General features: G+C 62.1%; 14 protein-coding genes. 13 read left to right on the top strand and 1 reads right to left on the bottom strand.

Features of this window, described 5'->3' with window-relative positions; translation table 11 throughout:
* The first annotated feature begins 76 nt into the window (after positions 1–76).
* From JJ896_07480 to JJ896_07495, 4 genes are all read left to right on the top strand, one after another.
* A complete protein-coding gene (locus JJ896_07480; GenBank protein ID MBO6779479.1) occupies positions 77–1,360 on the top strand; it encodes a tyrosine--tRNA ligase in 1,284 nt (427 codons plus the stop codon).
* Between the two features lie 2 nt (positions 1,361–1,362).
* On the top strand, positions 1,363–2,382 hold the full coding sequence (gene aroF, locus JJ896_07485) for a 3-deoxy-7-phosphoheptulonate synthase (GenBank protein MBO6779480.1): 1,020 nt from the start codon (positions 1,363–1,365) through the stop codon (positions 2,380–2,382).
* 187 nt (positions 2,383–2,569) lie between these two features.
* Complete coding sequence (gene glmS, locus JJ896_07490; GenBank protein MBO6779481.1) at positions 2,570–4,402, top strand: glutamine--fructose-6-phosphate transaminase (isomerizing); 1,833 nt, start codon at positions 2,570–2,572, stop codon at positions 4,400–4,402.
* A 55-nt stretch (positions 4,403–4,457) separates the two neighbouring features.
* Complete coding sequence (locus JJ896_07495) at positions 4,458–5,054, top strand: hypothetical protein (protein MBO6779482.1); 597 nt, start codon at positions 4,458–4,460, stop codon at positions 5,052–5,054.
* A 10-nt stretch (positions 5,055–5,064) separates the two neighbouring features.
* Here JJ896_07495 and JJ896_07500 read toward each other — a convergent pair whose 3' ends face one another.
* On the bottom strand, positions 5,065–5,439 hold the full coding sequence (locus JJ896_07500) for a hypothetical protein (protein ID MBO6779483.1): 375 nt from the start codon (positions 5,437–5,439) through the stop codon (positions 5,065–5,067).
* 171 nt (positions 5,440–5,610) lie between these two features.
* On the opposite strand from JJ896_07500, the gene prfA reads away from it, so the two are divergent.
* The 9 genes from prfA (at position 5,611) to JJ896_07545 (ending at position 13,645) form a co-directional block, all read left to right on the top strand.
* Complete coding sequence (prfA, locus tag JJ896_07505; protein MBO6779484.1) at positions 5,611–6,690, top strand: peptide chain release factor 1; 1,080 nt, start codon at positions 5,611–5,613, stop codon at positions 6,688–6,690.
* Positions 6,691–6,869: 179 nt separating this feature from the next.
* The gene (gene rpsF / locus JJ896_07510) at positions 6,870–7,244 is read left to right on the top strand and encodes a 30S ribosomal protein S6 (protein MBO6779485.1); all 375 of its coding nucleotides are present in this window, start codon (positions 6,870–6,872) and stop codon (positions 7,242–7,244) included.
* The gene (gene rpsR, locus JJ896_07515) at positions 7,237–7,494 is read left to right on the top strand and encodes a 30S ribosomal protein S18 (GenBank protein MBO6779486.1); all 258 of its coding nucleotides are present in this window, start codon (positions 7,237–7,239) and stop codon (positions 7,492–7,494) included. The genes rpsF and rpsR overlap by 8 nt, the downstream gene beginning before the upstream one ends.
* Positions 7,495–7,520: 26 nt before the next feature.
* The gene (locus JJ896_07520) at positions 7,521–8,030 is read left to right on the top strand and encodes a 50S ribosomal protein L9 (GenBank protein ID MBO6779487.1); all 510 of its coding nucleotides are present in this window, start codon (positions 7,521–7,523) and stop codon (positions 8,028–8,030) included.
* Between the two features lie 45 nt (positions 8,031–8,075).
* Positions 8,076–10,115 carry a thioredoxin family protein gene (locus JJ896_07525; GenBank protein ID MBO6779488.1) on the top strand — a complete coding sequence of 680 codons (2,040 nt, stop codon included), beginning with the start codon at positions 8,076–8,078 and terminating at the stop codon, positions 10,113–10,115.
* Positions 10,116–10,178: 63 nt separating this feature from the next.
* Positions 10,179–10,808 (top strand): hypothetical protein, encoded by a 630-nt coding sequence (locus JJ896_07530; GenBank protein ID MBO6779489.1) that lies wholly within the window; start codon positions 10,179–10,181, stop codon positions 10,806–10,808.
* The gene (locus tag JJ896_07535; GenBank protein ID MBO6779490.1) at positions 10,805–11,077 is read left to right on the top strand and encodes a hypothetical protein; all 273 of its coding nucleotides are present in this window, start codon (positions 10,805–10,807) and stop codon (positions 11,075–11,077) included. The genes JJ896_07530 and JJ896_07535 overlap by 4 nt, the downstream gene beginning before the upstream one ends.
* An 87-nt stretch (positions 11,078–11,164) precedes the next feature.
* Positions 11,165–11,776 carry a rhomboid family intramembrane serine protease gene (locus JJ896_07540; GenBank protein MBO6779491.1) on the top strand — a complete coding sequence of 204 codons (612 nt, stop codon included), beginning with the start codon at positions 11,165–11,167 and terminating at the stop codon, positions 11,774–11,776.
* Positions 11,777–13,000: 1,224 nt separating this feature from the next.
* A complete protein-coding gene (locus tag JJ896_07545) occupies positions 13,001–13,645 on the top strand; it encodes a glycosyltransferase (GenBank protein ID MBO6779492.1) in 645 nt (214 codons plus the stop codon).

Here is a 13,645-nt window from a genome sequence, read left to right on the forward strand (position 1 = left end):
GAAGCGCTTTCGGTGGAACAGGGGTTGATTGCGAGGGTCTGATCGGCCCTTTTTCCGAGCCACACACGGATCCGATATGCCACCCTCCGGCAACCTGTTTCAAGAGTACGCCTGGCGGGGCATGGTCTTCGATGCCACGCCCGGCCTGTCCGACCTTCTGCAAAGGGAGTCGCTGACGGCGTACATCGGGTTCGACCCTACGGCGTCGAGTCTGCACATCGGATCGCTCCTGCCCATCATGTGCCTCGCGAGGTTGCAGCGCTTCGGGCATCATCCCATTGCGATCGTCGGTGGCGGCACGGGCATGATCGGCGACCCCAGTGGCAAGACAAAGGAGCGTCAGCTTCTGAATGCAGCGCAGGTGGAGGAAAACCTGGCGGGCATCCGGTCCCAGTTGGAGCCGTTTCTGGACTTCAAGGCGGCCTCCAACCCGGCTCGCATCGTCAACAACCTGGACTGGTTGGGCAGCCTCGGCCTGATCGAGTTCCTGCGGGATACGGGCAAGCACTTCACGGTGAACTACATGATGTCCAAGGAGTCGGTCAAGCGACGCCTGGAGTCGGAGGACGGCATCTCCTACACGGAGTTCACGTACATGATGCTGCAGGCCTACGATTTCCTGAAGCTGAACGAGGAGTACGACTGCACACTGCAGCTGGGCGGCAGTGATCAGTGGGGCAATATTCTGGCGGGTACAGATCTGATCCGCCGGGTCAACGGAGCCAAGGCCCATGGTTTGGTCTTCCCGCTCGTCACGAATTCTGCCGGCACCAAGTTCGGCAAGACGGAGAGCGGCACGGTTTGGCTTTCGGCCGACCGCACGAGTCCGTACCGGTTTTACCAGTTCTGGCTGAACACGGATGATCGAGACGTGGTGCCGTACCTCAAGTACTTCACGTGGCTGACACAGGCCGAGGTAGAGGAGTTGGCAGCGGAGGTTTCGGCCAATCCGGGTCGTCGGGAAGCCCAGCGCAGACTGGCCCGCGAGGTCACGGAAATGGTGCATGGTCCGGACGCTCTGGCCGGAGCCGAACGAGCTTCCAGCGTGCTGTTCGGAGGCGCGATGGAGGAATTGTCCGTGTCGCAGCTTCTGGATGTATTCGAGGAGGCGCCGTCCACCGAAATGGAACGCGAGCGTTTCGCCGGCGAGGGCATCGGCTTCCTGGATCTGTTGACGACGGCCGGCCTGGCAAAGTCCAATGGCGAAGCCCGCAGGCTGGTACGCTCCGGCGGCATCTACCTGAACAACAACCGGATCAGTGAGGAGAGTCGCAGTGTGACGGCCGGTGACTGTATCGAGGGTCGCCTGCTGGTCCTGCGCAAGGGCAAGAAAAACTATCGTCTGATCCAGGTGAGGTAGTCATGGTCGTGGTCATGGAAGTCGCCGCGGAAGAGACGGATGTGCAGGCCGTCATAGAGCGCCTCAACCGATTTGGATTTGATGTGCACCGGTCGAGCGGCGAACAGCAGACTGTGCTGGGTGCCGTGGGCGTCAAACCTGAGTTCGACACACGCCACATTTCCGTCCTTCCGGGTGTGGCCGCCGTGCACCGCGTCACCGAGCCGTACAAGTTTGCGAGCCGTGCCTGGCGCCGGGAAGACACGGTGGTGGATGTGGGCGGCAGGCGCATCGGTGGCAGGGAGCTGGCCGTGATGGCCGGTCCCTGCTCAGTGGAATCCGAGGAGCAGATCTTCGCTTGTGCGGAGGTGGTGGCGCGTCACGGTGCGACCTTCCTGCGCGGCGGTGCCTTCAAGCCCCGCTCGTCACCATACAGTTTCCAGGGCATGGGCCTCGACGGACTCAAGCTTCTGCGACAGGCTGCGGACGCCCATGGGCTTGCGGTCGTGACGGAGGTGATGGAGCCGGCGCAGATTGAAGTAGTCGATGCGCATGCGGACATGTTCCAGATCGGTGCCCGCAACATGCAGAACTTCTCCCTGCTGAAGGAGCTCGGCAAGACTCGGAAGCCCATTCTGCTCAAACGTGGCCTGAGTGCCACGATCAAGGAGTGGCTCATGAGCGCCGAGTACCTGATGGCCGAGGGCAATCCCGACATCGTGCTTTGCGAGCGCGGCATCCGCACGTTTGAGACCTACACCCGGAATACGCTGGACCTGTCGGCGGTGCCCGTGATCAAAGCCAAGAGCCACCTTCCGGTCATCGTGGACCCCAGTCACGGCACCGGCATCCGCAACAAGGTGACGCCCATGGCGCGCGCTGCCGTGGCAGCGGGAGCGGACGGGCTCATGATCGAAGTGCATCCCGATCCGGAACACGCGGTCTCCGACGGCCCGCAGTCCCTCTATTTCGATCAGTTCGAACATCTGATGGCCCAGGTCAGGGCCATCGCAGACGCCATCGAACGCACCGTGCCGACCTGAAAGCTTGGTGCAACAACCGTTGCAAGGGGCGCTGCCCGTTCCGATGTTAGTCGGACACAGCGGCGCTCAAACGTGTAAATCAGCCGTTGTAATCGGACAGCGACCCAGAGATTCAGGATTTGTCGCGTTGTTCGATACATAGAACCGGACTGCGAAGGTTTGCCTTCGCGCATCATACAGATCTGATATGTGCGGAATAGTCGGCTATATCGGCGAGCGCCAAGCCGTCGATGTTCTGATCAAGGGACTCAAGCGACTGGAATATCGTGGCTACGATTCGGCCGGAGTGGCCATCGTCAACGGACAACTCCGGGTAGCCAAGAAGAACGGCAAGGTGGGCGACCTTGCTCGATCGATCTCGAAGAATGATCTCCAGGGTACGCTCGGAATCGGGCATACCCGTTGGGCCACGCACGGCGAACCCAACGACGTCAACGCCCACCCGCACATGGCGGCCGATGGGTCGTTTGCGCTGGTGCACAACGGCATCATCGAGAACTACAACGCCATCCGCGAGCGCCTCACCCGCAAGGGATTTGAGTTCCAGAGCCAGACCGATACCGAGGTTCTGACCAAGCTCATTGAGGACGTGCGCAACTCCACGGGTCTGAGCCTGCAGGAGGCCGTGCGCCAGGCCCTGACGCAGGTGGTAGGTACCTACGGTATCGCCATCGTGGCCGAAGGCGAAGAGGACCTGCTGATTGCGGCTCGCAAGGGCAGTCCGCTGATTCTGGGGGTCGGGGATGGGGAGTATTTCCTGGGCTCCGATGCGGCCCCCCTCATCGAATACACCCGGCAGGTGGTGTACCTGAACGACGGCGAGATGGTCGTCGTGAGGCGGGGTGAGTTCGAAGTCAGCACCATCGACAGCGAGGTGCTGAACAAGGAAATCCACGAGCTCGAGTGGGATCTGGAGCAGATCGAGAAGGGTGGCTACGAGCACTTCATGATCAAGGAGATCTTCGAGCAGCCCAAGTCGCTCTCGAATTGCATGCGCGGCCGGGTGCGCACGGAAACCAGCCAGGTCGTGCTGGGCGGACTGGTCGACCACATGGAGAAGCTGGTCAAGGCCGATCGCATCATCATCTGCGCCTGCGGCACTTCGTGGCACGCCGCCCTCGTGGGCGAATACGCCATCGAGGCCCTGGCCCGCATTCCGGTGGAGGTGGAGTACGCCTCCGAGTTCCGCTATCGCAATCCCGTGCTTCGGCAGGGAGACGTGGTTCTGGTGATTTCGCAGTCCGGTGAAACGGCGGACACGCTGGCGGCCGTGCGTCAGGCGCAGGCGGCCAATGTGCCCGTCTTTGGAGTGGTGAACACGGTTGGGTCGACCATTGCCCGTGAGACCGACGCCGGCGTCTACCTGCACGCGGGTCCGGAAATCGGCGTGGCATCCACCAAGGCGTTCACGGCCCAGGTGACCGTGCTGACCATGATTGCCGCCAAGCTGGCACTGGCACGCGGACTGCCCCGGGGGGAGGCGAAGCGGCTGCTCGACGCCATGGAAGCGATGCCCGACAAGGTGCAGCAGGTGCTGGACCTCAACGGCGAGATCCGGGCGATTGCCAGTGTCTATCGGTACGCATCCAACTTCCTCTACCTGGGTCGGGGCTACAACTTCCCTGTCGCCCTGGAAGGCGCGCTCAAACTGAAGGAGATCTCCTACATCCACGCTGAGGGTTACCCCGCGGCCGAGATGAAGCACGGGCCCATCGCCCTGATCGATCAGTTCATGCCGGTGGTGTTCCTCGCCATGAAGGACTCGACCTATGAAAAGGTCATTTCCAACATCGAGGAAGTCGTGGCGCGCAAGGGCTGCGTGATCGCCATCACCGACGAAGGGAACGGGGAGCTCGATGCGCTCTGCGAGCACGTGATCAGGATTCCGAAGACCGTCGAAGAGCTGTCGCCGATCCTGACTTCGATTCCGTTGCAGCTGCTGGCCTATCACATCGCGGTCATGCGCGGATGCGATGTGGATCAGCCGCGCAACCTGGCCAAGAGTGTTACGGTAGAGTAGCTCGGCGCCGCGGTTCTTCCGGTGCTGAAACCTACTGCGAACAACCGCCGCCTCGTTGAACCTGCGCCTCCTTCCGATCTACGGCATTGCCGCCGGGTTTGGGCTGTTTGCCGTTGCGTCCTCCCTGTATCCAGGCGGCACCGGGCTGGACCCGGACTCCGTTGGGTATAGCTGGTCGCACAATTTCATCTCGGCGCTTTTCGCGCCGGAGGCCCTGAACGGAGAGGCAAACCCGGGACGGCCCTTTGCCGTGGCCGCCCTGCTGCTGTGGTGCCTCTCGCTCGGCGTTTCGTTCAAGCGGATCTCGGATCAGCCCCGCTCTCGTGGCCATCGCAAATTGATCGAGATCGCGGGAATCGGAGCAGCCGTCTACGCAGCGCTGGTGGCTACCCCGATGCACGACCTGATGGTCAGAATCGGACTTGTGTTCAGCCTGACCGCACTGCTGACCACCGTGCACTTCCAGTACACTGCGAGGGCCTGGAAGCTGGCTGCCTGGGGCGTACTCAGTCTCGGACTTTCGGTGCTCAGCGCGACGCTTTATCTGACAGGCTCCACCTACGAGTTCATGCCCGTGATCCAGAAGGCCAACGTGCTCAGCGTCGTCTTGTGGATACTCTTCAGCGGCTACGCGGATCTGGGGTCAGACTGACCGTGGAGACCTACTTCATCGAGGCCATGCGGGGGCGGAGGAGTCCGATCGGGCCGGTCTGTGAACTCGATACCATCTCGAGGTCGAACACCTCGAACAGCTGTGGCGTCACCGAGTAGTCCCGCGCCGGGTCGAAGACCAGGTACGGACGCTTGTCATGGATCCACCAGTAGTTGGGCTCACTTGCGTGGGCGGCCTGAACGGCCAGCGAGAGTGCTTGCTCGTCCGACATGCCGGGGGTCCGGAAGTCCTCCACATGGATGGGCACGTCCCGCGTCGCGACGCCGTCCATGACGTAGAAGACGGAGCAACAGGTCAGCAGCCAGATAAAGACTGCCCGGGTTGCGGAGGTGCTCTTGATGTGGTAGTTGGTCGAAGCCAGCATAGCAGAGGTGAAGCCTGAGTGCTCCTGCAGGACTTCGAAAACTGTGCCACGCCGTCCGACCCGCGTTATTGGCCATTTCAGGGGCCTGCAGGCCGAATTCTGAGTCTCAATCTGCGAAAATCTCCAGTTGGCAGTGTCGAACCGATTGGGCCTCAGCGGCGTTCGGAGCGCATGATTGCAGACGATGTCATCCGCGGCATTCTGGACCGCCACGCAGAGGTCAACCGCCTCATGTCACAGCCGGAAGTGGCTACCGACCCGAAGCAGATGGCGGAGTTGGGCCGGGAGCATACCGGGCTACGCACGGTCGTGGAATCCATTCACGTGTATCGCAATCTGCTCCAGGAACGCGACGATTTGCGTGACATGGTGGAGATCGAAGACGACCCGGAGATTGCCGCCCTGGCGCGGCTGGAGCTCGAGGAGATCGAGACGAAGCTGCCGGGTGTGGAAGAGGAGTTGCGGTTCAAACTGTTGCCCCGCGACCCGGCCGACAGCAAGAATGCCATCGTGGAGATCCGTGCGGGCACCGGTGGTGATGAGGCGAGCCTTTTCGCCGGCGACCTGTTCCGCCTCTACAGCCGGTTTGCTGACCGGAACGGCTGGCGGATCGATGTGATGAACACCAGCCACGGCACGCAGGGCGGGTTCAAGGAGATCGTCTTCTCGGTGTCCGGCGAAGAAGCCTTTGGCACCATGAAATACGAAAGCGGGGTGCATCGCGTGCAGCGGGTCCCGGCTACGGAATCCTCAGGGCGCATCCATACGTCGGCGGCGACGGTGGCAGTGCTTCCGGAAGCAGAGGAGGTAGACGTGGAGATCCACGCCAATGACCTCAAGATCGACGTCTACCGATCCAGTGGTCCAGGTGGCCAGAGTGTGAACACCACCGACTCGGCGGTGCGCATCACACACATCCCGACCGGGCTTGTGGTGACCTGCCAGGACGAGAAGTCCCAGCACAAGAACAAGGACAAGGCCATGCGGGTGCTGCGCTCGCGACTCTACGAAATGGAGCTGGCCAAGGCCGAGGCCGAGCGCAGCGAGGCACGACGTTCAATGGTTGCCTCAGGTGACCGGTCTGCCAAAATCCGCACCTACAACTGGCCGCAGGGACGCGTCACCGACCATCGGCTGGAAGGGGACGACAAGAACCACCCGCTGGAGCGTGTCATCGATGGGGATCTGGAGCCGGTGATCAAGGCGCTGCGCATGGCGGAGAACGCCGAGCGGCTGTCGGCCCGCAGCTGAGCCAGCCCGGATCCCGGCGCGGACCGCATCGCCGTACGGAGCCCGTGCAGATCACGCGAATCCGTCTGTCAGGGGGATCAGATCGCGTATGGAGCCGCTATATTGACAGGCTGAACCATAAATCCTGCTCCTCGATACCATCTTGAGGGGCTTGGAGATTTCCAAACCAGAGGAAACAGATGGCGATAACAAAGAACACGTACGAGCTCACATATATCGTGAACTCGGTGCTCGCCGAAGAGCAGATCAAGGATCTGGTCGATCGCGTCACCCAGTATATCAAGGAGGGTGGCTCGGACATCATCAATGTGGATGTCTGGGGAAGCCGTCGGCTTTCGTATCCGATCCAGAAGAAGCGTAATGGCTTCTATGTGAACATGTATTTCCGGGCCCCCGGTGCGTTCATCGCACGGCTGGAGCGCGCCCTGGAGATCGACGACAACATCCTTCGCTACCTCACCCTGAAGATGGACGCCAAGATGATCCGTCACATGGAGGCAGCGCAGAAGGAAGCAGCGAAAACGGAGGAGGCCGAAGCAACCGCCGATGCCTAAGAGAAGAAATAACAATCGTCGCCCGGCACGCCGGTCCAGCGAACCCCCCAAGAAGGTTGACATCCAGGAGCCGGCATACGTCGACTACAAGGATGTGGACCTGATCAAGCGCTACCTCAACGAGCAGGGCAAACTGCTGCCCCGTCGTGTGACCGGCGCTTCTGCCAAGTTCCAGCGCCAGCTGACCCGCGCCGTCAAGCGCGCCCGGCATCTGTCGCTTATTCCGTTCGTTGCGGACGCCGTCCGCTAGCATCCACCCAACCCGAATACAGAGCAATGAAAGTCATTCTGCTGCAGGAGGTGGAAAATCTGGGCGGCGAGGGCGAAATCGTCAGCGTCAAGAACGGCTACGGCCGTAACTACCTCATTCCGCGCGGGCTTGCGCGGCTTGCAACCGCCGGCTCCATCAAGGCCTGGCAGGAAGAGCGCAAGCAGGCCTCCCGGAAGATTGCCCAGAAGAAAGGCGACGCGGAAGCACTGGCCGCCGAGTTGGCCGGCATGGAGCTCGTTCTCCAGGCCAAGGCCGGCGAGGAGAATCGCATCTTCGGATCCATCACGTCCGCCCAGATCGTCGATGCACTCGCATCGGAGGGCGTGACCGTGGATCGCCGTCGCGTAGAACTGGACGAGGATGTGCGCATGCTGGGTGTGTACACCGCAAGCGTTCGCATCCATCCGGAGGTCGTCGCCAAGGTCAAGTTCAGGGTCGAACCTGAAGGTGGTGCCGTGGCCGCTCCTGAGACTGCCGAGGCCGAGCCGGCCGCCGAGGAGACCGCCGAAGGGTAGGGATCCCCGTAACGCTGGCGCGGTAATTGCCACCGATCCCCTGAGATGATCCGGGTCGGTACCATCAAAGCATCCCGATTAGGCCTGACGTGGGCCGCCCTGCTGTGTGTAATCACGGCAGGCGCGGCCCACGGTCAGATAGAGCCCATCGGTCCCGCCACGGACTACGTCCGCTTCGAGGCGACGGCGGTGCCGGATTCGGTCCGGCCGGGCTACGATCTGAAGGTTGTGCTCGATGCGTATATCGATGCACCCTGGAAGATGTACGCCCTGGATGAGACGCTGCCGGAGACCAATGGCCCGAGGCCCTTTGGCGTCACCACGGAGTGGGCGCTTCCGGAAGGACTCTCCGTTGTTGGCGTCGAGCAGTCCACGCCCAAGGAGGGTCTGGACACCAATTTCGACCTGACCCTGCTCTGGTTCTACGAGCGGGCGCGGTTCGTGTATACCGTTGCGGTAGCGTCGGATCTCGCGGCAGGGACGTACGGGCTTCCGGGAGAGGTACGATTCCAGATCTGCAACGATGATCGCGGGATTTGCCTGCCGCTGGCGGCCATACCGTTCGAGGCCTCCGTCGTCGTGGATCCCGATTGCCTGGTGCAGGAGGGAGATGTCTCGGTGGAATGCACGGGCGATGAGGCCGAGCTCGATGCCCTGCTGGGAGCCGTGTCGCAGCCCGATGAGGAGCAGCCGTCAAGCTCCAGCGATCGTCCGCGGCGTGGAGCGGCATCCGGCGGACTGTTCGGCTTCTTCCTGCTGGCGATAGGCGCCGGGCTTGCCACGCTCCTGACACCCTGCGTATTCCCCATGATTCCGCTGACGGTGTCCTACTTCACCAAGCACGCGGATGACCGGCCGACGGCCCTGCGCATGGCGTCTGTATTCGGGCTGTCCATTGTGGCGCTGTTTACGGGTTTGGGACTCTTGATGGCCGTACTGGTAGGCGCGGCCGGCGCACAGACCATCGCGGCCAACCCGTGGGTGAACCTGTTCATTGCGGCCGTGCTGATTGCGTTCGCGCTGTCCCTGCTCGGGCTGTATGAGTTGCGTCTGCCGAACAGCCTGTTGAACTACGCCAATCGGCAGTCCAACGAACGTGCCGGCTACCTGGGCGTGCTCTTCATGGGCCTGACGCTCACGCTTGTATCGTTCTCCTGCACGGCCCCGTTCGTCGGAGGCCTTCTGGCTGCTGCGGCGGGCGGAACGTGGCTGTTTCCGCTTGTCGGCATGATCGGGTTCAGCACGGCGTTCGCAGCGCCCTTTGTCCTGCTTGCCATTTTTCCGAATGCCTTGAACCGCTTGCCGTCTGCGGGCGGCTGGATGAATGCGTTCAAGGTGGTCCTGGGTTTTGTGGAGTTGGCCGCGGCCATCAAGTTCATCTCCAACGCAGATCTCGTGTGGGGATGGGGACTGCTGTCCCGGCCACTGGCAATCGCCATGACCATCGTCATATTCCTGGTCGCAGGGACCTACCTGCTGGGCAAACTCCGGCTGCCCCACGAGCCCGTTCTCGAGACGGTTGGTGTCGGGCGATTGATGGGGGCCATGGGCTTCTTCGCAATCAGCCTCTACATGATTCCGGGATTGCTCGGAGCCCCGCTGAACGCGCTCGATGCGTTTCTGCCGCCCCGGCAGGGCACGGACATCAGCCTGCTGTCCCAGTCGGCAATGGCCACGGCCGGTCTGGACGACGAGGCGTGGTTTGTGGACGATGTGGATGGCGCATTGGCAGAGGGGCGCTCTGTCGGTCGCCCGGTGCTGGTGGATTTCACCGGCTACACGTGCACCAATTGCCGAGAGATGGAGGCGAACGTCTTTCCCCGACAGCCCGTGCAACAGCGCTTCGAGTCCGAGTTCGTGCTGCTCAGACTGTACACGGACGGATTGGACCTCGGGCCGGATCTGCAGCGCTATCAGCTCGGATTGACCGGCACGGTGGCTCTGCCCACCTACGCAATCGTGGACGCAGATACCGGCCGCATGGTCACTGGAGAAAGCGGCATCATGAGCGTCGAGGAGTTCACTGAATTCCTTGACGATGGGGTCGCGATGTGGCGGGAAAACCGGGACATCGCCGCGCGCTAGTCGCGCCGCACGTTATGGAATGCCGGTGAGGGTGTCAGGGGGGTAACAACCCACCACCCCACCATGATTGCTTCCACCCCGAAGCAGGGAACCCCCGTGGACCTGCTTCAACAAGCCCAGGCCGGTGACCGGCAGGCACGGGATCGCTTGCTGGGATGGGCCTACGTCACAGCCCATTCCTACTACAGAAACAAGGCCGGAGCAGAAACGGCCCTGTCATCGATGGAGGCCGAGGACCTGGCGACGGCCTTCTACTTCGAGTTTGCCCGAGCGTGGCCCCGCATCCATGCGGTGTACCACTACACCCGGCGCAGCCTGAAGAACAACCTGCATCGTCACCTCAAGAAGAGTCGCACGCGCAGAAACAGGGAGACGCTTTGCTCCCAGGCCGAGCTGGCCCGCCGATTTGAGTCCAGGGCGATCGAAATCAGCTATTACGCAGAAGAAGCCTGGTCCGACAGGGATTGGCTGCGCTACCGGGTCATCGGCCGGGTCATGGCCTCAAGCGACCAACGCACGCGTGAGCTGGTGCAATACCGCTGCGCCGAACCAGGACTTTCGTACCGCGAAATCGCGGGGCGCGTCGGCGCCTCCGAGGCATCTCTCCGGATGCGGATGACGCGATTCTATGACGCGGTACGCCGCGCCCATTCACTGGCACTATCACGAAGTAACCTGTCTCAACACTCATGAAAACCAGCGAGATCACAAGAGAGGCACCCCTCACGGACGAGGAAATCGATCTGCTCGTGGGCCGAGCCTTGCGGGATGCGGGAGTTCAGGCTCCTCTCGAGAGCACTCGAGGCCCGCGCTCTCTGCGGGGGCTCATCTACGTCGGAGCCTTTCTGCTCGGCATGACCGTGATGGAGGGCTTTCACCTCATGAATCCTTCCGCGGACGTGCGGAGCGGGGAGATGGTCTTCCGATGCGGAGTCTCTCAACAGGTAGATACACCCGGTTGACCCTGCCCGGGCTGGTCCCGGACTCCGGCGCGAACCAGGAACAGTCGCAAGGCGCGGCGTTAGCCAGCCTTCACTTTAGGAGCGCCCATGTATTTCCTGGATTCACCGGCCACCTTCATGTTGATGGTGGTGACCGTGCTGGTCAGCGGCTACGCCCTGCATTCACGCCCGGACCTCATGGAGACGCTGGCGTTTCGTCCCCGTCGGGTCCGGGACAACAATGAGTACTACAGACTTGGCACCGCCTGGTTGGTCCATGTGGGCATTGGGCATTTGGCCCTGAACCTGTTCACCCTCTACTTCTTCGGGCGAGCGCTGGAGGCCATGCTTGGCACGGCAGCGTTCCTCGTCATCTTCTTCGTCTCGGAGTTGGCAGCCAACGGGATGACCTTTTGGCTCAGGCGGGATAGTCCGTCCTACGCCTCGGTAGGTGCCTCGGGAGCTGTGAGCGGCGTGCTGTTCGCGTTTGCGCTGTACCGCCCGCTGGACCTCATCTATGTGTTTGCAGCTCTGCCGATACCCGCCTGGCTCTTTGCGATCCTGTTTGTGGTGCTATCCATTGCTGCGATGAAGCGTCCGGGTGGGCAGGGAGGCATTGCCCATGAAGCGCACCTGGGGGGTGCCCTCGGCGGCATACTGGCTGCTTTTGCCATGAACCCGTCCGTGTTCGGGATTTTCTTCGGCCGGCTCGGTTTCTGACTCGCCCGGAGAAAGCCCCGTTATTGCTGGTCGTTGAATCATCGGGCTGGACGCACAGGCAGCCGCGCTTTGGAGGGGAGCCGTTATTGCAGTTGGAAATCCGCAGCGGCGCGCGTAGCTTCCGTTACCTCATGCCGCCTGGATTACGTACATCCGGTACGACACTCAGTCGCGCACACGGAATGGGCACCAAAAAGCTCGGCTCCTGGGCCGGGCTTTTTGCGCTTGGTGGGGTGTCCGCAGTTATGCACCCTCTGTGTGGATATTGTGTGTACTGTTTGTGGAAGCTGCGGTGAAGATTCGGATTGACCACCGTGAAGGGTCGGCCTATAATAGTCCCAGTGCCTGACGGCACAGTTCCTTGACGCGACTGAGTCTCTAGGCTGCATGAGGTAGCCCGAACGGATCTACTACTACGTATGGATCCCCGGGAAGGCCGACGAAGGACAGCGCCCTCGGGCGCCACGAACTTCGGCTCACGAGGCAGAGTGAACGACAGACTGATCCGCAGGCAACTGCGGCAGATGACTGAAACGGCACTCAGCAACGAAAGCGGTGAACACAGGGTCGGGGTCAAACCCGAACGAATCCGGCGAGAGTCGGAAGGGCTGTGCGAGCTTCGGCAGGCGGCGACATGCGGACGCGCATCCCAGGAAGCGCACCGTGGTCGTTGTGTAGCGCGCCGAGCAGAAACGTTTGCCCGTAAAACGGTGAGCGGGGAAGCCCGGAAAAGCGGACACACCCACGCCGAGCAGGCCGCAAGGTCTGCCAGGCGGAGGAGCGCGAGGGGTGTGAGCACAAGCGTGCCTGTCACGCGGGACCGCACCACCTGGAGAGGAACGGCAGCAATGCCGATCCGAAGTGAGGGTTACTCACGAAGTGTGCCCATACGACGTGAGTATGGAATTGACGCGCAAGCGCAGTTCCAACATGCCCGCCAGACCGACGCTGCAAAGCGCCGGTCATTGGCCGGAGCCGCGAGGCTTCGGTCGCCGAGAGGCACCGCAAGGGGCCGATCGGACGGTCCGACCGCGAGGTCGGGTCGAAATCGAGACTTTCCCCTCCCAGGCCGGGGTCTGGCGTCGCTTGCGACGATGGATTTCGGGGGAGGAGTCGCGTTGGGGGAGTGCCAAGGCACGAAAATCTGGAGGAGGTAATCTTCTTCCCTTGAAAGGCCACCGGTTCGCCGGGGGCCTTTTCTGGTTTGAGGGTTATTCTGGGAGCATGGACAAGGGCACCCTGACGGCAATCATCCACTTCCAGACGCCAGACCTTCTGGAAGAGGCGGTACGATCATTCAGGAAGTGCTGTCCGCACGATCCGCTTCTCATTCTCGACAACGGGTCCGCCGACGGCTCGCGAAGCGTGGTTCGGTGCCTTGCCGAGGAATTGCCGGGAGTCGGAGCCCGCTATCTGGATGAGAACATCTATCACGGCCCCGCGATGGACCTTGTGCTCCAGGAGGCGATCCACGATACCGTGTTCTTCCTGGACAGCGACACCGTTACCCTCAAGGGCGGATTCATCGCGCCCATGCGCAGCGAGGCCCTCCGGCCCGAGACGCTGGCCGCGGGCGAAGTGGTCACGGTCGACGGCCGGGGCTTTGCGAGCAGGACCGGGATCCCGGTGCCCGTGTCTGCCTACATGATGATCAATCGCACGGCGTACCTGGAGCTTCCTCCGTTTGTGCACCACGGCCTTCCGGTGCTGCAAACCTGCAAGGAGGCCCAGCAGCAGGGGCTACGGATCCGGTCATGGCCGGTCGCCGAGCACGTCAATCACCTCGGCCGGGGCACGGCAGAGCGATTCGGATACGGACTCGGCCTGCGAAGTCGTTTGAGTTTCCTGCTCCACAAGCTCGGGTTGTGA

This window comes from Rhodothermales bacterium (assembly GCA_017643395.1).
Classification (GTDB): Bacteria; Bacteroidota; Rhodothermia; order Rhodothermales; family UBA10348; genus JABDJZ01.